15 protein-coding genes are annotated in these 20,480 nt (G+C 47.1%); 5 read left to right on the forward strand and 10 right to left on the reverse strand.

The genetic code is table 11. The annotated features are described in order from the left end of the window. Positions 1-143: 143 nt before the first annotated feature. Positions 144-1,286, forward strand: a complete 1,143-nt coding sequence (gene rlmN, locus AC5JL3_RS29345) for a dual-specificity RNA methyltransferase RlmN (RefSeq protein WP_496077807.1) — start codon at positions 144-146, stop codon at positions 1,284-1,286. Positions 1,287-1,299: 13 nt separating this feature from the next. On the opposite strand, the gene AC5JL3_RS29350 is transcribed toward rlmN, so the two are convergent. The 5 genes from AC5JL3_RS29350 to AC5JL3_RS29370 form a co-directional block, all read right to left on the reverse strand. Next, complete coding sequence (locus AC5JL3_RS29350; protein ID WP_496077808.1) at positions 1,300-2,649, reverse strand: cytochrome P450; 1,350 nt, start codon at positions 2,647-2,649, stop codon at positions 1,300-1,302. Between the two features lie 342 nt (positions 2,650-2,991). Continuing rightward, complete coding sequence (locus tag AC5JL3_RS29355; RefSeq protein WP_496077809.1) at positions 2,992-3,795, reverse strand: SDR family NAD(P)-dependent oxidoreductase; 804 nt, start codon at positions 3,793-3,795, stop codon at positions 2,992-2,994. A gap of 262 nt (positions 3,796-4,057) precedes the next feature. Then, positions 4,058-4,531, reverse strand: a complete 474-nt coding sequence (locus tag AC5JL3_RS29360; RefSeq protein ID WP_496077810.1) for a PIN domain-containing protein — start codon at positions 4,529-4,531, stop codon at positions 4,058-4,060. Beyond that, the gene (locus AC5JL3_RS29365; RefSeq protein WP_496077811.1) at positions 4,528-4,797 is read right to left on the reverse strand and encodes a UPF0175 family protein; all 270 of its coding nucleotides are present in this window, start codon (positions 4,795-4,797) and stop codon (positions 4,528-4,530) included. Before AC5JL3_RS29365 ends, AC5JL3_RS29360 begins: the two co-directional genes overlap by 4 nt. Before the next feature lie 3 nt (positions 4,798-4,800). After that, complete coding sequence (locus tag AC5JL3_RS29370; RefSeq protein ID WP_496077812.1) at positions 4,801-8,673, reverse strand: HEAT repeat domain-containing protein; 3,873 nt, start codon at positions 8,671-8,673, stop codon at positions 4,801-4,803. 195 nt (positions 8,674-8,868) lie between these two features. Between AC5JL3_RS29370 and AC5JL3_RS29375 the strand changes: the two genes are divergently transcribed. Continuing rightward, positions 8,869-9,708 carry an SDR family oxidoreductase gene (locus AC5JL3_RS29375; protein ID WP_496077813.1) on the forward strand — a complete coding sequence of 280 codons (840 nt, stop codon included), beginning with the start codon at positions 8,869-8,871 and terminating at the stop codon, positions 9,706-9,708. An 8-nt stretch (positions 9,709-9,716) separates the two neighbouring features. Here AC5JL3_RS29375 and AC5JL3_RS29380 read toward each other — a convergent pair whose 3' ends face one another. From AC5JL3_RS29380 to AC5JL3_RS29400, 5 genes are all read right to left on the reverse strand, one after another. Further along, complete coding sequence (locus AC5JL3_RS29380) at positions 9,717-10,352, reverse strand: hypothetical protein (RefSeq protein WP_496077814.1); 636 nt, start codon at positions 10,350-10,352, stop codon at positions 9,717-9,719. A 141-nt stretch (positions 10,353-10,493) separates the two neighbouring features. Beyond that, positions 10,494-12,206 carry a GTPase HflX gene (gene hflX, locus AC5JL3_RS29385; RefSeq protein WP_496077815.1) on the reverse strand — a complete coding sequence of 571 codons (1,713 nt, stop codon included), beginning with the start codon at positions 12,204-12,206 and terminating at the stop codon, positions 10,494-10,496. A 220-nt stretch (positions 12,207-12,426) separates the two neighbouring features. After that, positions 12,427-13,158, reverse strand: a complete 732-nt coding sequence (locus tag AC5JL3_RS29390; protein WP_496077816.1) for a hypothetical protein — start codon at positions 13,156-13,158, stop codon at positions 12,427-12,429. 274 nt (positions 13,159-13,432) lie between these two features. Next, positions 13,433-14,050, reverse strand: a complete 618-nt coding sequence (locus AC5JL3_RS29395; protein WP_496077817.1) for a hypothetical protein — start codon at positions 14,048-14,050, stop codon at positions 13,433-13,435. 153 nt (positions 14,051-14,203) lie between these two features. After that, positions 14,204-16,282 carry an S-layer homology domain-containing protein gene (locus AC5JL3_RS29400; protein ID WP_496077818.1) on the reverse strand — a complete coding sequence of 693 codons (2,079 nt, stop codon included), beginning with the start codon at positions 16,280-16,282 and terminating at the stop codon, positions 14,204-14,206. A gap of 423 nt (positions 16,283-16,705) precedes the next feature. On the opposite strand from AC5JL3_RS29400, the gene AC5JL3_RS29405 reads away from it, so the two are divergent. The 3 genes from AC5JL3_RS29405 (at position 16,706) to AC5JL3_RS29415 (ending at position 20,473) form a co-directional block, all read left to right on the forward strand. After that, positions 16,706-17,764, forward strand: a complete 1,059-nt coding sequence (locus tag AC5JL3_RS29405; protein ID WP_496077819.1) for an ABC transporter ATP-binding protein — start codon at positions 16,706-16,708, stop codon at positions 17,762-17,764. Continuing rightward, positions 17,765-18,565, forward strand: a complete 801-nt coding sequence (locus tag AC5JL3_RS29410) for an ABC transporter permease (protein ID WP_496077820.1) — start codon at positions 17,765-17,767, stop codon at positions 18,563-18,565. Positions 18,566-18,652: 87 nt separating this feature from the next. Next, positions 18,653-20,473, forward strand: coding sequence for a GldG family protein (locus tag AC5JL3_RS29415; RefSeq protein WP_496077821.1), 1,821 nt, complete (start codon positions 18,653-18,655; stop codon positions 20,471-20,473). The last annotated feature ends 7 nt before the right edge of the window (positions 20,474-20,480 follow it).

Consider the following 20,480-nt stretch of genomic DNA (forward strand, 5'->3'; position numbering starts at 1 on the left):
ATATCGAAGTACCCAACTAGAGTGATAGGGGAAAATCAACCTCTGTGAGTTCGGTGATTACTCAGGTGTGAAACGTTAGAAATTCCATCAGCCTTGCTGTGAAGTTCTAGGATAGAGATCTAAGGTAAATTTTTAATCTATATATGTCCGCTACGCCTTCTATTTCTCCAGTTCAAGCACACCGCAGCAGCAAAAGTCAGAATCCGCCAAGTGTGGCTCAGCCGCTTGAATCACAGTCGCCTTTAGCAACCGCTGTTCCTCCCCTTTTAGGCGCTTCTGAAACTGAGTTAACGCAGTGGGTGCAGGAACAAGGGCAACCCGCGTATCGAGGGCGTCAGCTACATGGATGGATTTATCAGAAAGGAGCGCGATCGCTTTCTGAAATTACCGTATTTCCCAAGCAGTGGCGTGAAGCCCTAAGCGATATTCCAATTGGTCGCTCTCAACTACACCATCGCTCCGAGGCACCGGATGGTACAGTGAAGTACCTCTTACGGTTGGCAGATGGTCAAATTATTGAAACAGTTGGCATTCCTACTGGCAATCGGCTGACGGTTTGTGTCTCTTCCCAAGTTGGTTGTCCAATGGCTTGTGACTTCTGTGCTACTGGTAAAGGGGGATTTACACGCAACCTTGCCCGTCATGAGATTGTCGATCAGGTTTTGACGGTTCAGGAAGACTTTCAAGAGCGTGTCAGCAATGTGGTGTTCATGGGTATGGGAGAACCCTTACTGAATCTGGATGCTGTTTTGGGGGCAGTGAAATCCCTGAATCAGGATGTTGGGATTGGCGTGCGATCGCTTACAATCTCAACCGTTGGCATACCTAATCGTATCCGCCAACTCGCTGAACACAAACTTCAAGTTACCTTAGCTGTCAGCCTCCACGCTTCAAATCAAGCACTGCGAGAAAAACTCATCCCTAGTGCCCGTCGCTATCCTCTAGAGGCGTTATTAGAAGAGTGCCGGGAATATGTACAACTAACGGGTCGTCGAGTAACCTTTGAATACATTGTCCTTGCTGGACTGAATGACCTACCGGAACACGCCATTGAATTAGCCAGACATCTGCGTGGATTTCAGAGTCACGTTAATCTAATTCCTTATAACCCGATTAGCGAAGTCGATTATCAGCGTCCTAGCCCTCGTCGGATTCAAGCCTTCGTTGATGCTTTGGAAAAGCACAAGATTGCTGTCAGCGTGCGGCGTTCTCGCGGACTAGAAAAAGATGCTGCTTGTGGACAACTGCGAGCTTCTAAAGTTACTCTACCGGAGCAGCTTGTTTAGGGGGATTGGGAAATTAACGCCGACTTTGCATAATCAGCCTCACACCCGTACCTGGAGCCAAAGTTACCCCACGCCGTTGGGGACGTTCTGGCTCCTGCTGGGCTAAGGTCAGTTCATAGCGCGACACAATCGTCGCTAGGACTAACTTCATCTCAAATAGTGCCAAGGCTTCACCAATACATCGACGTATCCCACCCCCGAACGGCAAGAACTCATAGGGAGAGAACTGGCGTTGTAAAAACCGCTCTGGTTTAAACTTTTCCGGTTCTGGGTATAAGTCCTGGCGATGATGGGTCAGGTAAATGCAGCCATAGAGTCTTGTACCTGGTTGTAGCTGATAGCCCATCAGTTCGACAGGTTCTTTCACCGCCCTCGGCACTGTTAGCATAGCAACCGGGTAAATCCGCAAGGCTTCATTGCAAACCGCAGTCAGATAAGGTAGACGGACAATCTCCATCACAGAAGGAGCCTCGCCTAAGGAATTCAACTCTTGGAGCAGTTGGCTATGAACGTTGGGTAATTGGTATACCCAATACAGTGCCCAAGCGATCGCTGTTGCTGTAGTTTCGTGTCCCGCCAACAACAGCGTCATCAACTCGTCCCGCAATTGTTCATCTGTCATCGACTCCCCATCCTCATCCCGCGCCTCTAGGAGTAAAGAGAGTATGTCTGAACGAGAAGAGTCATGCTGTTGACGACGCTCACGAATTTCAGCCAGAAGGAGCCGATTGATTTGCTGCTGCTTCCGGAGAAAGGAACCCCAAGGACTCCAAGCCCCTAAATCCTTCTGGAGAGATGGAAAGAAGAGTAAGCCTGATGTATAGGGAGACTTAAATCCATTGGTTAGAGCAACAATGGACTTTTTCAGTTGATGAAAACGTTCTCCTTCGTGAAGACCAAAGACAACATTCAGGATTACCTCCAGGGAGATTTCCTGCATCAGGGTACGGGCAGTAAAGACTTGTCCAGGGGACAACGGCTGCATCACCTTCTCGGTAAGTTCGCAAATGAGCTGTCCGTTGGAGAGCATCCCCTCACCATGGAACGGTGGCATTAGAAGTTTCCGTTCCTTCCGATGGCGATCGCCTTCCAGCACAAACACTGAATGGTCTCCTACGAGGGGTTGCAAAAGCCGATTGGGAGGAGCTGTAAATTGATTGCTGGAAAAAATCTGCTGAAGTGCCTGGGGGTGGCTTACGAATAACAGGCAGGGATGGTTACCAATTACGGGTGCGTTGAAGATGTCACCATACCGTTGCCCAGCAGCATCCATGTAACTCAGAGGATTGGTAGTCCACTGAATCTTCTGCAACCACTGGGGGGATTGAGGTCCATCAGGAAGTTTTTCTTTCAATTGGGACATTGCAGTATTTACCTGGGAGCTAACACACGCCATGCAATGAAAACAGCAAAGGCTAAATAGCCCAACACAGTTACCCAATCCTGCCAGTGATCAGGAAGCATCAAAACGTTGTCATCCACAAGCAACCCTCACATTAGCCATTTCATTACCGTTATTTTAATAGCCAACGTTTTTGTGCTTCAACTACCCCAACTTACTCCGCTTCGCCTGATGGCTTCGCTTCGTTGAAGTTGGGGATTGTATCTTGGCTCCATCTGAGTCCTGAATACCTTAAGCGGTAGTCAGTTTCGATTTGAAAATGAGTATCTAACTGAGCCTATTGAGTCGTTCTCTAGGCGCAAATTACTTGTTCGCAGAACCTGGCTCACTGAGTTGGCGGTGCGCTTCAGCAGTGACCGTATCAGGCAAAACTTTGCTCACGTTGCCTTGAATCTTCGTCATGAGCGAACCTGCGATGATGTGGTCTTTGCCTGCCATCAGTGCCTCAAAACCCTGCTTGGCAACTTCAGCCGGGTCATCCTTCTTGTTCGCACCCACATTGGTGTCGTCCATACCTGCACGGTGGAAGAAGTTGGTATCAGTTGGTCCTGGCATGAGCGCGGTAACGGTTACACCTGTGTCTTTCAATTCGTTGCGTAGTCCCTCTGCGAAAGAGTGTACAAACGCCTTGGAAGCTGCATAGACTGCCTCAAACGGCCCAGGCATGATGGCGGCGATGGACGAAGTGAAGAGAATTCGACCCTTACCGTGTTGAACCATGTCCTTCACGACTCGCTTGGCGAGATGTACAGATGACACGACGTTCAGATTGATGAGATTAAGCTCGTCCTTCAGATCAGTTTCGCGGGCAAAATCACCACCGACCCCGACCCCTGCGTTAATTGCGATCGCATCCACGGGTCGTCCAGATGCTTTAATCTGGTTGTAGAGCGTTTCGACACCGTCATAGGTGGCAAGATCAGCTTGTACTGTCTCAACCTTGGCACCTAGCCCCTCGCAGGATCGAGCCGCTTCGTTAATGCTCGATCCGGTAGCTGTTATTAAAAGATCGAAGCCGTTTTGGGCGAACTGTTTGGCGAGTTCGTAACCAATGCCGTTAGAGGCACCCGTCACGACAGCTAGGGGTCGAGTCAACGAACTGTTCATTACCATCTAAACTCCTACGTAACTGCTCCACACTTGCTTGCCCAAGCTTGCTTCTGTTTGGCTACCAGACAAGTTTGGACTGTGGGCTTTCAACCCCTACAATCCTAGGGAGGCAGCCATTTGTTTACCTCTTTCCAACGACGTATCGCTTGTCTGAGTTGTAAGTAATTTTGGTTGAGAAATGTCTTGATTGCAGGTTGAGCTGAGGTGTTCGTTTAAAACAGGGGGCGCACAACAGGCGATGTGGATGCCATAAGAATGTTTAGAGGTGCTTATCCAACAACTTTTGAAACAAACTGTCAGATGCCCAGAAGGATGTACTTTGAAGATTTTGGACAGCAGCAGGTAGATCGATAAGTTTCATAGTCGCTGCTTGATCTAGAATTCCGAGGATGCCCGTGATGGCAAGCCCTCTTTTTGTCGCAGTGCGCCGTGCCTTCATATCATCTAGCAAGAGTAAATCTGCATTGAGTTCTTGGGCTAGAAGGATGGCTGCACGTTCTCCAGGATCGAGTAGATCGAGAATTGCATCTGAAGGTTGACTGACAGGCTGAATTTTGAGCCAATCGGGTGGTGTTGCAATCCAAGTTTGGACAGGTGAGGGGGCAGATGTATCGGAAAGTTCGCTGTAGACTGCCTGGGGAATAATGATTGCACCGAACAGTTCGGGTAAAAGGTTGATGTGACCAATCAGGATTAGGTAGTTGATTGGGGAGGTATTGGAGACAATAATCATTCCTTGGCTAAAACATTGCGAATTGCTTGTGCATCTTGCTCCAAGTCGTCTTCAGTATAGGGTAAGTAGGCTTTTTCACGCTTGAGGAATTCATAGGTTTCCCAACGAGATGAGAAGTTGAGCATTCGGCGGACTTGGGCGGCTCCAATGCGTCCTTGACGATAGTTATCAGCCGCAATGAGTTCCAAAATTCGGCGGGAGATGTTGGCAGGTTGCAGTTGCAGTTGATTGGCGATCTCATCGGGGAGTTCGATCATGATTTGCATAAATTATTCTCCTTGGTCAGTTTCAGCACTCAAGCTGTCGAGATAGGTAATAGCGGCTTTAGCCATGAGGCTGTCTTCGAGGTAATGTTTAGCGACTTCAGCAAGGGTGGCTTTGGTGGCTTTAAGATGACTTTCGGGGTTGAGGAGTTGGCGCTTTAAAAGTTGTAGTTGTTTCCGGATTGTTTGCCATCGACTCGGATTCGTCTGTTGGATTTCGCGAAATTCGACATTAATGATTTCAGCAGCTTCGACTTCGGTGATTGGTTGGTAGGTTTGCTGAAGTTGATTCACCAATTGGCGAAGTTCGGGAATTTGTTGTTTCAGAGCTTCATTGTTTGCATAATTGTGGGTGTGAGTATGAGTGCCTTTTTCAAAGTAGTTTTTAGTATTAATGATGCGCTTGGGTACTTCTGACACTTTTTTGATCTCCTGGGTAAGGGTGTCTAGTTTATCGTGTAAAAAATCTTCTGCCCTCCTCTTTCCGTCTTCCGTTCTCTGAGGAGGCGGCAACTGGGCGATGTCGTAGTTGTAGAACAGGCAGCGTGATTGGATAGCAGTGATCGCAGCGGCAATATTATCATTTGGAAATTTGACTTGTAGTTGGAAAAGTTTAGGTAGTGCCTTAGAATTTCCAATCTTCTCTAATGCCTCAACAATTATGGCTCGCTCTTTGAAGCTTTCATTCTCCAACGGACTCAATAGCCCTGAAATTGCGGTCTCAGTTCCTAATGCTGCTAAGTCATATGCTGCACCATTTTTAGAAAGAGGGTCTGCTTCCTCCAATGCCTTTACCAAAACGGAGATCGCTTCTTCTCTGCCTAATCGGGCTAGTACACGAGCTGCATGAAAACGTACCTCAATGTTCTGGTTCTCATGTCCAAGAATCGGTAACAGTTTTGATGCTACTTCCCTACTATCAACCTTCTCCAGTACAGAAATTGCCTGAATACAAACAAACGAATCTTGATTGATTAGGCTTCTACAAAGCAGTGGTATTAAGGTTGCACTGAATATCTCTGATTTTCGCTGAATTCTATTTAATGCAGAAGCTGCGCCAGAATAAATATGCCTATCTTGATGTTCTAAAGCTTTCATCAATACTGGAATTGCTGCCTCAACCTCTAGTTGATCCCATATAAAAAACATACTTGAAGGAAATGGATCATCTAGGGTCTTGATGAGCGCTGACGTTCCTACTTCACTACCTAATCGTGATAGAGCGATGGCAATTTCTAATGAACCATAACAGTCCAAACATTCCAGTTTTTTACAATCTGAGCTTTCTAAAGCCTTGATCAGGGCTGGAACCGCTTTTGCATTGCCGATTAGTCCTAACGCTCTAGCAGCACTCCCACGAATACTCAAATTTGAATGCTCTAAAGTTCGCTCTAACTCTGGAATCGCTGCTTCGCCACCAATTTGCCCCAATTCTTCAGTAGCACTTAAGCGAACAGAAAAGTCTCCATCATTTTTCAAAGTTTGGATTAAGTCTGGAATCGCTGCTTCACTATGGATCTGACCTAGCGCTCTAGTTGCATTCAAACGAACGTGTCTGTCTGTGTCCGCTAGAGCTTCTACCAGATTTGAAACTGCTACTTCATCTCCGATTTTCCCTAGTGCAAGAGCAACACTACCACGAACCGTAGAATCTTCATCCTTCTCTAAAATATCTAACAAGATTGGAATTGCTGACTTATTACCTAGTTGTCCTAAAATTTCTATTACGCTTCTGCGAATATAACAATTATCATCTGTTGTTAGAATATCGAACATTGCTTTAGTTACTGCATCGCTACCAATCTGCCCTAAAGCCTTAATTACGCTCTCTTTGACTTCAACAGTATTTCTATTTAGAGCTTTTAGTAGTATGGGAATAGCCGCATCATTACCAATTCTGCCTAACGCTTCAATAGCCTTTTGACGAACAGAAGATTTTGGATGTTTTTCTATAGCTTCAAATAAAGCCCAGACAGCTCTCTCACTATTTAACAGTTCCAAGGCAGAGATTGCTTTACCACAAATAGTAAATTCAGAGTTTTCCAGAGCATTTGAAAGTGCTGGAATCCCATTTGTATGTCCTAATTTTTCCAATTCATAAGCTGCCCTTAGATAAACATCCCAATCTTTCTGTTGTTCTAGGGCTTTCAATAGTGCTGAAATCGCTGCTTTGCTACCTATTGCTCCTAATGCGGAAACTGCTGCTAAACGGACAAAATAAGCTGTATCATCCAAGGCTTTCTTTAGTCCAGGAACTACAGTTTCGCTGCCAATTTTTCCTAGTGCAGTAACTGTAGCCCAGCGAACAGTGAAAACTGGATCATCGTCTAAGGCTTTCAGGAGTGCTGGAACTGCCGTTTCATTGCCGATTTCCCCCAAAGCTTCTGCTGCCTTCTCACGAACATTAGGTGCTTGATCTTTTAGAAGTAGAAGATCGAGTAGTGTGGCGATCGCATATTCAGAACGAGTGATACCTAGAAGCTCTCCTTTAAGTAAGGGAGGTGGGTTTAAGCTAGTAATGAGTTCAATGGTTTGTGGCTGGCATACTGGTTTGACCTGCCCTGCCAACCTTGCACCCAAATACGAATCTACTTTTAGCGCCAGATCTATTAGCTGTTGTGCCAGATTTTCAGTTATTTCTGGCAGCCCAAGCATAATGGCGATCGGCTCTGTCCACTTCAAGTAGTTGAGATAATGACACTTCAGTTTCGTCTCACCTTCGTCATCCCTCAGAAGTTCAGGTAAATATTGCAGCAAGTATTCCGCCGCATAGTATTCCTGAATTAGTTGATGGTGAAAACTAACTTCCCTATCAGAGACTCTTTCCAAAAGGTGATACTTGAGTAACTCTTCAATCCGGGATGAAGCACCATGAAGATCGCCAAACTTTTCAGCAAGCACTTTTTCTGCTCGGTCGTCAGAGATTACCAAGCCAGTTGCGGTTGCCTCCGGAGAGTTCAGCATTGTGAACGCCAGATGTTTCAACCAAGGATTCCAAGCTTTGCGACGCTCATCTGTAACGGGTGCGTCTTCCTTATATTTTTTGAAAGACGGGAAAAATTGACGGAATGCCTCTCCCAAAGTCTCTACAACAGCGTCTGCCTCCTGAAACAAGTGATACAGCATCCACAAAACAAAGGGCGTGCGGCTTAACTCTCGATTATCTCGGCTCAACAATTGCAACACCTGTTGCGCTTGACCGGGCATACATTCTTGCAAAAAGCGATTGATTTCTGGAGGGCTAGGTGGTTGAACTTCCAGCCTTCTTTTGATGCCCAAATCGCCGCTGCCTAACTCTCGCGTTGTGCAGATGAGTGGTATTTCATCGCACTCCTCACGAAATGCTTTCAGTTGTGTACGAACTGTGTCTGCTGGCATCTCGTTCAAGCCATCCAAAAGCAGAATCAGCCGTTTCTGAAACAATAGTTCTTCAACTTCTGGAATTTTCAGTCGTAGTTGTGGCTTAAGGGCATCTCTAATCAGAGTCAACATCCCTGAAGGATCTTCAGAGCTAGAAAAACGGACGTTGTACCTTTTCAACGGAACCAGCACTGGAATTCGAGGTTCTGCTTTCCCAAGCTCTTCTTTTGCAAAACTAACCAAACAACGCAAAAGGGCGGTTGATTTGCCGACACCTGGCGAACCTACCAGCAAAATATGCTCAGATTCGATGTAATTCTGGATTCCTTTGAGTATTGGCAGTGAGACTATCTGCGGCTTCTCCCCTGGCTTCTTCTCCTCAGTTTGCACCATCTGCTCAAATGAGAAGGTTGCCTGTCGATCCGCGATCATTTCAGTCAAAGCATCCACAGCCCACCACTTCTCATAGCGGCGGCAGATTTTTTGTAGATAGCGCTGAAACTCGCTAAGGGCAATCATGCGAGAGTGAAGTTATATCCATCTCAAGAGAGTCTTCTCTATGATAGGCAGCTTATTCGGCATGATGCCCAGATGAAATGGGCACTGGGATTGAGGGCTGATAGCCTCTATTTCAGAATCAAGAGATCAGTCAAGTGCGATCGCATTAGTGTACGCTGCTTTTTGAGAGGCAGTACCCATTGAGGAGAAAGTGTCATGACTGCACAAGAAGCAAGAGCAAATGAGCGGGTGCTAGTCACAGGTGCTACAGGAGGCGTTGGGCAACTGACGGTGGCAAAGCTATTAGAGAAAGGTTATCTGGTGCGTGTTCTCACTCGTAGTGCCGAGAAAGCCCAAGCAATGTTTGATAACCAGGTAGAGATTGCCATTGGCGACATCCGCCAACCCGCAACTCTCCCTCCTGCTGTGCAGAACGTTACCCAGATTATTTGTGCTACGGGAACCACAGCCTTTCCTTCCGCAAAATGGGATTTTGACAACGCTGACGAACTGACTGGACTCGGAAGTCTCATCGGCTGGAGCAAGATCTATCTCGACTCACAGTACCGTTTGGAAAAGGCGAGGAATAGTCCTGAGCAAGTCGATGCTCAAGGCGTCAGCAACCTGGTAGCTGCGGCACCCAAAGATTTGAAGCGGTTTGTTTTTGTATCTTCCTGCGGCATTTTACGGAAAGATAAACCACCATTCAGTCTTCTCAATGCCTTTGGTGTACTTGATGCCAAACAGAAAGGTGAGGAAGCAATTATTCGTTCCGGCTTACCCTACACGATTATTCGCCCAGGACGGCTGATTGATGGTCCCTACACGTCCTACGACTTAAACACGTTGTTGAAGGCAAAAACAGGAGGGAAGTTGGATGTGGTCGTGGGAACAGGCGATACTCTATCTGGTGACACTAGCCGGGTTGATGTAGCAGCAGCTTGTGTAGAATGCCTCGGCAACCCAGCTACGCCAGGAAAAGTGTTTGAGCTGGTGAACCAAGGAGCAAGACCATCGGTGATTGACTGGGAATTACTCTTTTCTAGTCTGAGCTAGTAACGAAATTAACTATCACTGACTCTTGTCCAAAGCGCCAACCCACCGCCCCGACCTCTAGCCGCAATACTTTGGTTCTCTACTAAAAAGTAAGTGAAAAATGCCTGCTCTTTCACGCCTTGCTCATAGAATCGGGCTTCCCGATCTTGACCCTTGCGAATATAGCCGTCATACAACTTCAATCCGGACAATGACACCCGCATCCGAGTGAAGTCGAAAGCTAGCATATTCGTCTTCGACCAGAATTGCGTCGGCCCTGTGAGAACCAACTGTAATAATCCAAATGCAACGGAATTTTGAACCGTTCCTTGCTCTTGATTGGACTCTGTTTGCAAGTAGGACAGATGAATCTTGACCCAAGAAGGCAGAAACCGTCCGGCTCCTAGGATAACCCCTGCTCTTTTACGTGATCGCTTTGTCCCCGTAATAAATCCCAATCGCCAAGTACCTAGCAACTGCGGGTAGGTATGGCGCACTCGGCTCTGTTTAGCCGTCTTCTCTGCCTGAATCAGTGCTTCAACCACAGCCTCAGGCGCAGGTAGTTTTGCCGATGGGGTGGTTAAAAATGCGATCGCTTGATCTAGTGCTGGGTCGATTGAGGGTGTCGTCTGAAGTTGGTTGCTGCTCGTCTTATAGTTATCCATCGGACGTTGCCACTGAACCCTTAGAACAAAACTTTGGTTGTGTTCAGTATAAAGGACTGATGAAATGCTCCTCGTTCAGCGAATCAACGAGGGGTTTATAACGTTTCTATCCTCAATGGATACCATGCCTAGCCCTGCCTTCTATCTTTCTACAAGTGTTGGAGGTGAAACCCCTTCGTCAATCAATTGCACCAATCGCTGTCGTAAAGTATCTAAACCTAAGCGTTGAGTCGCTGAAATAAATACAGATTCGGGATACTCTTGCTTAGCTAAAGCTAGGGTTTCACTATTGACCTGATCCACTTTGTTAAAGGCAATCAAAGCTTTCCCCGGAATAGTAGGCATTTCGTCTAACACCTCCATTACTGATCGGATGTGACTTTCCCAAGCTGGATGAGAAAGATCGACAACATGTAGCAAGGCATCCGCCTCTATCACTTCCTCTAGTGTGGCTCGGAACGCATCCATTAGCGGAGGCGGGAGTTCGTGAATAAACCCTACGGTATCTGTAAGAAGAATCGTTCTCCGCTCTTGGGTTTCAGGGTCTGTAATGACCAGCTTTCGTGTTGTTGGGTCGAGGGTCGCAAACAATTGATCGGCTGTATAGACCTCGGCATGAGTTAACACATTCAGTAGGGTGGATTTACCAGCATTGGTGTAACCCACAACAGCAATCGAGGGGACTGCTTGCTGTTGTCGCTGTTGCCGTAAGCGGGAACGATGCGCTTGTAATTGGTTGACTTCCTGCTGGAGTTGAGCGATTCGCCGCTGAAGGGTTCGCCGCTCAGTTTCTAGTCTGGTTTCACCAGGACCTCTGGTGCCAATTCCGCCTCCTAGTCTGGACATTCCTTGACCCCGACCTCTCAACCGAGGCAGCATATATTCCAATTGCGCCAATTCCACTTGCAATTTACCGGCTTGGGATTGAGCGCGTTGAGCGAAGATATCTAGTATTACTTCAGTCCGGTCTACTACAGGAATACCAATCTCGGCTTCTAGGTTGCGAACTTGAGAGGCTGAGATGTCTCGGTCAAAGACAATGAGATTGGCTCCATGCTTATGAGCGCGGAGGGCAATTTCTTCAACCTTTCCCTGACCAACGACTGTCTGAGGATGAGGACGCGATCGCTTTTGTTGCACAATTTCTACGACTTCTCCTCCTGCACTCTCAACTAACCGAGCAAGTTCTTCGAGACTATCTTGAAACCTTTGGGGAGATAGATCCTCAGTCATCAAGCCAACCAAGAGAACGCGATCGCCATCAGACTCACTCTCCTGGAATTGTGATGTTTCAAAGCCGGATTCTTGAAACTCGCTCTCCAATTCATCAACTAAGTCGTCAAAGTCCTTCTCACTTAGCTCATCCAGACTCAAGGGAGACGAAACGATCCAAGGCGTTTCTAAATCGGGTACAAGATGAGCGAGATAAGCTTCCTTAACAGAACCACTGGGTGTGCCGCCTCGTTGTTCACCTCCGTTACCCGCTGGAATTAATACCACTAAAGCGTCTAATCGCTGCCGTGCCATTGCTGTCAGTGCCGCTGCATCTGGTGTATCTCCTTTGAGTTGAGTCGCAACGCAACGAATCCCACTCAAGCGTTGAGCGCTCTGGCGAGGCAGTTCTTGGGGAGGAATTTGAGTCTGACTCGGCGTACCTACCGCAACTCGGATTACCTGTCCGCGTCGATTGATGTAGCTGCACACAGGGTGATGGATTTGCGTGCTGATTGCTGCTAGCGCTTGAGCAAATTCAGGAGTCGTTAGGCGATCGCCTGGTTGCCGCTGCTCGTACAGATGCTCTAGTTGCTTGATGTGGCTCGATTTTAATCCTTTAAGGTTTCCGTAAATAGTCAAGGGTAAGACCAACCAGCAAACTGGTTTCTGAATTCGTTAACTCTATATCTAGCGATCTTTGTGTGTAACTTAAATCTTTCCTTTGGACTAAGTAGGCTGAGCAAACAATTCCTACTAATAAATTGCTTATCTAGCTGGGTTTGTTGGTTAGGTGTAGTGAGTTTTGGAGTAGCTTTGTAGCACTGTATACAGTCTGCTGAAAAAGGCGATCGCATTTCTCTCAATTTTTCTCAGAATCCGGCTGAGATAGCTCTGACTCAGGTTCATCAACCAGTGGTGTGCTAACCTTAGCCGGGGCTTCTTCTTGCTGCTGAACAACTGCCTTAAGCTTGAGGAAAAAGCCTGAAGCATCAGGTGGAGGCGTAAATTGGTGAATTGGTTGTTTGAGTGGTTCACAGCGCGACCAATCGGCATCGTATGCCGGGTTGAAACCCATGGTAGTCAGTTCCTCTGATTGATCATCCAACAGGTCAGGTATCTCCATCTCCTCTTGAGGAGTAATTGTGTCAGTAGGTGGAGTATCCTGTTCTTCTATGGGTGCTAGGTTCTCAACAGTTGGCTCCAGCATCGCGCTCTCATCAATCATGTCCTGAGAACTGGAAGTCACAGGTGGTAGACTAAATTCCTGACTCAGGTCAGTGGTTGCTGAGTTGAATCGCGCGGTCAAGCTTTGGGGAAGCTTGCGAGAAATCAGCCGCTCAAACTCATGGGTAAAGCGACAGATTGGCTGTCCCCGCCGTCCCCAAACTGCTAAGATTTGTTCAACTGAAACCGCTTTGTAGCGTCCCTGATACAGCGCCTCAATCACACCCAGACGCACCCAGCTTGCCTGATAATTTCTCAGCCACAGATTCACTAATTCTTGGGCAGTATAACCCCTTAGCTCAAACTTATAGTGACTGAGCAACGCAACGGCATAGGCAATGGCTGGGTCTACGGCTGATTCCCTCATCTCAAGTTTGGCTTTTGGTTTTTGGCTTTTGGATTGGGGATGAATAGTTCTTGTATACCCACTCCTGGAGTTTTCTTATCATGATTCGCGTGAGGCAAAGATTTAGAACTGAGGTAAGACGCTACATCTAATTTTCTGAAGTATAGTTGGACACTTATGGCTAAGTCTACTAGCAAAGTCGTGATTCCTGTTGCTACCGATGTTGCTGTCAATTGTGGGTTAAGTGGATATATAACTTAGTATTAATACCTTCTCATAAGATGAATATTCTTACCTAATTTAGGTTTGACAAATAGGATTGAATAGGCTTCAAAATAATTGCCAATATTATCTCAACTTGATTGATATAATATTCTACTAAATCAATACAGACGGTGTTTTCATTAAGCGTCAAAAAACGCCAAGCCGTACCACTAGTTACAGCACCATAAATCACGGGAAGATCAATTTCTTTCCGTTGATTAAAAATCTGAGCCGCCACCATTTCTGCTACACATTGCCCCAACCCTCCGATAATATTTTCATTTTTCGCTTCAACAATAGTAATAACAGGCGCACTAATAAAAAACTGCTCCCTAGATGCACTAAGCATAAAATCACAGTATCCTATAAGCCCCTTCTCAATATCTACATTAAAATCCGTGCCAGAGAACAAGCTAATTTGATAATTTAATTGCCGTCTGACCTCAGTTAAAATTGGCGCAATTAAAAACTCAGAACGTGCCTTTTCCGTACCTATTGCAGTTGCTAAAGAAATATACTCCTGTAAAGTAACAGTTAAAATTTCCGATGGCTTAACTGCTTCAATGCCAGCAAACAAATCTTGCGTTTCATCCACCGTTAAACCAAAATCTTCCTTGACTTTAGCCAGAGTAAAATTGCTATAAGCCATCTGTAGAACTCCTTTTTGCTGCCGACCTACTTATAGCAATCAGCAATCAGCAGTCAGCTTTCAGCGGTCAGCTTTGGGTTAAATAGGCTCACTTCTAAGGAACACAAGCTCCCGTTAATGTTCTAACATTCGTGGCTACTGCTATAACAAACCTCAACTTGTTGGTATCGAAACAATATAGGGTGAGTTAATCACGCTAACACGTCCGCTTCTTGCTAAAGCTTGATACACAAAAGCCACTGCCTCAGCGCGTGTCGCTTCCTGCTTGGGTTGCAGGAGTGATAGTTTCGGGTAGTTAACAACTATTCCGGCAGCACTGGCAGCAGCGATCGCCGATTTAGCATAAGCCGGAATCGTATCGCGATCTTCGTAAAATTCCAAGACCTTCGCATCAGCAGTAGGTAGAGAAAGCCCAGTTGCTAAAGAAGTAATTAGCTCCAGTCGCCGTAAATTCTGCTGAGGGTGGAACGTTTGGTCGGGGAATCCAGACAGGAAGCCACCTCGATAGGCACTGGTAATCACTGTTGATGCCCAGAAATTCGCTGGAACATCACTAAATTGAGCCGCAGGGCGTATGGGGTTGGGGTTAAAAATCTTCACGATCATGGCGGCATATTGCGCCCGATTTAGGGGTGCATCGGGCTTGAAGCTGCCATCAACAAAGCCAGTAACGAGGTTTAGGTTAGCCAGACGACGGATAAAATCAGTTGCCCAGTGGTTTTCAATATCAGTAAACGAGGGACTAGTGGGGTCAGGGCTAACAATGTAGGGTGAAGCAATAACGTCTGCGCGTCCTGTTGCGACCAACGCTTGATAAATCAACGCTGCAACTTCAGCACGGGTAATACTAAGCATTGGTTCCAACTGATTGGTTTGAGGAAAATTCACCACCAGTCGTCGTTGCGTTGCTGTAGAAAGTGCCTCTGTGGCGTAGCTGGGAATTTGAGCGCGATCGCTATAGAACTGTAACAAGTTAGGATTCCCCCCCGTTAACCCCAAACCACTAACCAGCGATACTATCGCTTGCACCCGCGTCAGATTTTGCTGAGGGCGAAACGTTTTATCGGGAAATCCGGAAATAAAACCCATCGCGGCGGCTTGGCTGATTGCTGTTGCTGCCCAAAAAGCAGTAGGAACATCGGCAAACATACCTGTACCCGTTCCCTCCTTTCGAGGCAAGTCAAACGTTTTCGCAATTATTGCCGCATACTCTGCCCTGGTAATGCTAGCTTCTGGCCTAAAGCTGCCATCAGGAAAGCCACGAATTAGTCCCCGCGTCACCAATCCCTGAATAAAGCCTGTTGCCCAATGAGTCGCAAGGTCACTAAACTGAGATGGGCCTGTTACAGGAGTTGGTACTTGTGCCACACCCAGCACAACCGACCCAGAAACTCGTGCTGGATTGAGTTGATTTCCCACTGAAACCAACGTCAACGATGTGTCATTTTGTAAATCAACCTGACCGTTATCCCTGATGATGTTGCCTGCTGGGTCTTGAGAACTTCCCAAATCAGGTCTAGCACTCCCTGTAACCACTAAACCGCTAGCCGTATTTTTCTCAATTAGATTGCGGCGCAGTACAGGTCGTGCCTCACGGGAGAGAAAAATCCCTGCGTTGTTACTAACTAGTGTGTTATCTGATATTAGAGGTGCCGCCGAGTCACTAAGCGCAATACCGTAACCCGTTTTCTGGCAAAGATTGCGCCGCACTTCTCCCTTGGCGTTGCGTACCAAGAAAATCCCACTAGAGGCATTTTCGCTAAAGACATTATCCAGAATTAGCGGTTTGCTGGTACCCGTGACAAAAATTCCCTCGCGGCGACTGCGGGTAAAGGTGTTGTTCGCGATTGTCGGTGACGTGGATTCTAGCCAAACGGCTGTCCCTTTTTCTACTGGATTCGTCACCGTTACGCCTCGCAATTGGGCGTTAGAATCCAACCGCATTGTGACATTTTGATTACCAAAACTGGCACTAAGATAGGTTCCACTCCCCGATATCAAAATTCCCTTCCCCTTACTGGGTTCATCTCCCAGCACCATTACCCCAGCCGGGACAACTAAGGGAAAGACTTCTCCCCCAGTTGCACTATACGTTCCAGAGGCTAGTTGAATTGTGGTTCCTGCTTTCGCTAAGGCGAGTGCCCTCGTTAGGGTTTTCAACGGGACTGTAGAGGAGCCAGCGCCGGAATCCTTACCAGTCGCTGGGTTAACGTAAAGAATGGATTGAACCATGATTGGCGATTTTACTAAAACAGTAACAATAGAGACGTCACAAATAAGAAGAAAATGCTGTTTCCATATCTTGATTCAACGGCAACATTTATGATCTCTCTACTATCCCCCAAGATGTAGGAGGGTTGGGGAAATCGATTGTCTTTGAGCAAAAAACCTGATCAAGGTCATTCTTAATGTTGCTTTACCAAGGCTGAAGATTCCTCGTAACCGCACATAACTCTTGGCTTGAGAGCTGTTCAGCTTCATTCGCCTCTTGATTCATGGGCGAGGGGGTACGGCAGACAAGGCAGACCGTAGTCTAGTATTTTTGATAGTCCTATCCTGACCCTAAGCAGATCAAAGCGTAATGAAATCTCAGTAATACCCTGGCTTTTCCTTTAATGCAAGCGATTCAAACCTTTATAGTGAACGACCAGCACCATGATTGAAGTTGAGCATCTCAGCAAAATCTACGGCTCTACCCCAGCGATTCAGGATGTTACCTTTAGCGTTGAGCCAGGGGAAATCTTGGGGTTTCTTGGGCCCAATGGGGCAGGGAAAACAACAACGATGCGGATTTTGGCTGGATATTTACCAGCAAGCAGCGGCAGCGCCCACATTGCTGGTTACGATGTTCATGAAGATTCGATGGCGGTTCGACGCCGGATTGGCTACTTGCCGGAGACACCGCCGCTTTATCCCGAAATGACCGTTGAGGGATTTTTGCACTTTGTCGCCCGAATCAAAGGTGTTCCCGCAGGCGATCGCACTCTCAAGGTAAAATCGGCAATGGAACGCTGCAACCTGACGGATAAGCGTAAAGTCCTCATCCGTAAACTGTCCAAAGGTTTCCGGCAGCGCGTTGGCATTGCTCAGGCAATTGTTCACGACCCACCTGCAATCATTCTTGATGAACCGACTGTGGGGCTTGACCCTCGACAGATTATTGATGTCCGTAACTTAATTAAGAGCCTTGCCGGAGAACATACGATTATCCTCTCGACTCACATCCTGCCAGAAGTGAGTATGACCTGTAGCCGTGTAGCAATTATCAACCGGGGTCGAATTGTCGCTACCAATAGTCCCCAAAACCTACTCGCGCAGTTAGTTGGGGGTTCAGGCTATGAGCTAGAGGTAGATGGCGACGCTGTAGAGTTACAGAAGCTTCTACAAATTTTGCCCGGAGTCTGCATGGTGGAAATCGTTCCTACTGATGATTTACCACTTGATCGTTCCTTAATTCGTATAGTTTCAGCCCCTGGTGCTGAACCGGGACGCGATATTGCCGCTGTCACCATCGGAGCAGGTTTAGGCATACATGAACTGCGGCGCACTCGTGCCACCCTGGAAGATGTCTTCTTGGAACTGACAACCCAAGAACTACCACTTACTCAGACTGATGCAGTGCGGGAGATACAAGACACAGAACAAGACCGGACTTCTTCCACTCCCCAATTCCCACTCCCCAATCCCGAATCCCCGACTGGAGGTGAATCTTAGATGGGTATGATCATTGGCAACATCTTGGCGATTTACCGCAAGGAATTGCAAGGCTATTTTGCCTCCCCCTTGGCTTATATCGTTGCAGGTGTCTTCTGGCTGCTGTCTGGCTTCTTTTTTGTAGCAATTCTTTTGAGTCCAGAAGGGGTAATTAACCAAGTAGCGGCGCAAGACCAAATGGGTGTGCCGACACCACCCGTTGATGTCGCTTATGAATTTTTGCGCTACTTCATGAGCGTTATGGGGTCTTTAGCGTTGTTTGTTTTACCAGTTCTCTCAATGGGGCTTTATGCGGAGGAACGCAAACGTGGGACGTTAGAACTATTGGCAACGTCGCCCCTCACCAACTGGACGGTGGCAGTGGGGAAGTTGTTGGGTGTACTGACATTTTTTACAGCAATGATTGTGCCATTACTTGCTTATGAAGCGATCGCACTTGGTGCGGCTAACCCGCCTGTACCCCCTGCGGTTCCCTTACTCGCTCACCTTGCCTTAATCTTACTCGCTGCTTCAATCCTCTCACTGGGGATGTTTGTTTCCTCCCTCACTGACAGCACAATTTTGTCTGCCATCCTTACCTTCGGACTAGTGTTGTTTCTTTGGATTATTGATTTAGTCGCTAAAAGCATCGGTGGTCCTGTAGGTGCCGCTTTAGGTCATTTATCCTTACTAGAGAATTACAACAACCTTGTACAAGGTGTCTTCGATACTAGCAACCTTGTGGTATTTGCAAGCTACATTATTTTGGGGTTGTTTCTCACTGCCCAGTCTATTGATGCCTTGCGTTTTCAGCGTTCTTGAGAAAGTTGTTAGTTGTTAGTTGCTAGAAGGTTATTGCTCTAACAATTTGCCAATCAATAGCTAATCACGCATCATCTTTCACCTAAAATGAAATCTATCAAAAGTAAGACTTATTTAAGTTATCTGTTTTTGCTCGGACCCGTCCTGAGCATCATGGGCATATCAGCCAGGATTGTCTCTGGCAATTGGTCGCCAGTGGCTTTAGGGTTGCTGATTGCTGGTGCTGTAATTATTGGCTTGTGGCTGCTATTTCTAGGAAGTTTGGCACCCGGTTTTTGGGGACGCCGTTCGACACAAGCTGGGACGAATGCCTTGATCGCGACGTTATCGGTGTTGGTAATTCTGGCATTGGTTAACTTTTTGGCAGTACGCTATCCACTGCGCGTAGACTTAACCGAAAATCAGCTATTTACGCTTTCTCCACTGTCGCAACAGGTGGTGAAAAATTTGCAGCAACCCGTGAAGGTCTGGGTATTTAACCCCAACCCCAACCCTGCTGACCGGGAATTACTGGAAAATTACAGCCGCTATGGCTCAAATTTGCAGTTTGAGTTTGTTGACCCGCAGCTAAAACCTGCGATCGCACAGAAATTTAATGTTCAGTCCGTTGGACAGGTTTATTTGGAATATGGCGCTGAACGGCAGCCCTTGCAAACAGTGAGCGATGCTGAACGCCTTTCAGAAATTAAGCTAACGAATGGTATTGAACGAATCACCAACGCTCGTGCCGACCAGGTTTACTTCCTTCAAGGTCATGGAGAACGCCCTCTAGAACAGGTGGAAGGTGGACTTTCTCAAGCAATGAAGGCTCTAGAAGAGGAAAACTTTACTGTACAACCGCTCAACTTAGCTGAGCGCACAGAAGTTCCTGCTGATGCCTCACTGATTGTCATTGCTGGCCCCAAACGAAAGCTATTTGCACAAGAAGTGCAAGCATTGAAAAATTATCTTTCAAGTGGCGGCAGCTTGCTGGTGATGCTAGACCCAGATGCCGATCCAGGACTGAATAGCATACTGAATGACTGGGGCGTAACGCTAGATGGTGCGATCGCAATTGATGCTTCTGGTCAGGGGCGTGCTGTTGGTCTTGGTCCCGCAACGCCTATCGTGACCAACTATGGAAATCATCCAATTACACAAGCCTTTAATAACGGATTTTCCGTGTATCCACTGGCACAACCTATAGTAACTAAGCCAGTACAGGGTATTGAAGAAACGCCTCTAGTACAGACGAGTGACCAGAGTTGGGCAGAGAGTGACCCCGCCAAGCAACCCTTACAATTTGATGAAGGAAGCGATCGCCCTGGTCCGTTAACGCTTGGTGTGGCATTAAGCCGTAAAGCTCAACCTCCATCGACACCCACACCACAACCTCAACCTTCAGCGAGTCCTGGAGTGTCACCTACGGCTTCTCCCAGCCAATCCCCGACACCCAACACTCAAGCGTCACCAAGCCCTAGCCCATCACCTACGGCTTCTCCTAACCAATCTCCGACACCCAACGCTCAAGCGTCACCCAGTCCTAGCCCATCACCCACCGCTTCTCCAGAAGCGTCACCAGAAGCCTCAGCGTCTCCTAGCGGGCAACCGGACGCCTCACCTTTTTTAGGGAATCAGCAAAAGGCAGATAACAAGCCCTCAGAGTCGCGGCTTGTTGTTTATGGAAACTCAAATTTCGCGACAGATGGTTGGTTTGAGCAACAGCTAAATAGTGATGTCTTTCTCAACTCCATTAGTTGGTTAAGTAAGCGGGATGAGCAAGCTTTGTCCATCCGTCCCAAAGAGCCAAAAAACCGTCGTATAAACTTATCCGAAGTCCAAAGTGGAGCCTTGGGTTGGACAGCACTCTTGCTCATGCCTTTATTCGGGTTAACAACAGCAGCTTTAATGTGGTGGCGACGCCGTTAGAGAGTGA

It is taken from the genome of Symplocastrum torsivum, assembly GCF_059505465.1.

Excerpts from the sequence above, each read along its gene's own strand:
- rlmN (WP_496077807.1), top strand. The coding sequence starts at position 144 with ATGTCCGCTACGCCTTCTATTTCTCCAGTTCAAGCACACCGCAGCAGC.
- AC5JL3_RS29350 (WP_496077808.1), bottom strand. The coding sequence starts at position 2,649 with ATGTCCCAATTGAAAGAAAAACTTCCTGATGGACCTCAATCCCCCCAG.
- AC5JL3_RS29355 (WP_496077809.1), bottom strand. The coding sequence starts at position 3,795 with ATGAACAGTTCGTTGACTCGACCCCTAGCTGTCGTGACGGGTGCCTCT.
- AC5JL3_RS29360 (WP_496077810.1), bottom strand. The coding sequence starts at position 4,531 with ATGATTATTGTCTCCAATACCTCCCCAATCAACTACCTAATCCTGATT.
- AC5JL3_RS29365 (WP_496077811.1), bottom strand. The coding sequence starts at position 4,797 with ATGCAAATCATGATCGAACTCCCCGATGAGATCGCCAATCAACTGCAA.
- AC5JL3_RS29370 (WP_496077812.1), bottom strand. The coding sequence starts at position 8,673 with ATGATTGCCCTTAGCGAGTTTCAGCGCTATCTACAAAAAATCTGCCGC.
- AC5JL3_RS29375 (WP_496077813.1), top strand. The coding sequence starts at position 8,869 with ATGACTGCACAAGAAGCAAGAGCAAATGAGCGGGTGCTAGTCACAGGT.
- AC5JL3_RS29380 (WP_496077814.1), bottom strand. The coding sequence starts at position 10,352 with ATGGATAACTATAAGACGAGCAGCAACCAACTTCAGACGACACCCTCA.
- AC5JL3_RS29390 (WP_496077816.1), bottom strand. The coding sequence starts at position 13,158 with ATGAGGGAATCAGCCGTAGACCCAGCCATTGCCTATGCCGTTGCGTTG.
- AC5JL3_RS29395 (WP_496077817.1), bottom strand. The coding sequence starts at position 14,050 with ATGGCTTATAGCAATTTTACTCTGGCTAAAGTCAAGGAAGATTTTGGT.
- AC5JL3_RS29400 (WP_496077818.1), bottom strand. The coding sequence starts at position 16,282 with ATGGTTCAATCCATTCTTTACGTTAACCCAGCGACTGGTAAGGATTCC.
- AC5JL3_RS29405 (WP_496077819.1), top strand. The coding sequence starts at position 16,706 with ATGATTGAAGTTGAGCATCTCAGCAAAATCTACGGCTCTACCCCAGCG.
- AC5JL3_RS29410 (WP_496077820.1), top strand. The coding sequence starts at position 17,765 with ATGGGTATGATCATTGGCAACATCTTGGCGATTTACCGCAAGGAATTG.
- AC5JL3_RS29415 (WP_496077821.1), top strand. The coding sequence starts at position 18,653 with ATGAAATCTATCAAAAGTAAGACTTATTTAAGTTATCTGTTTTTGCTC.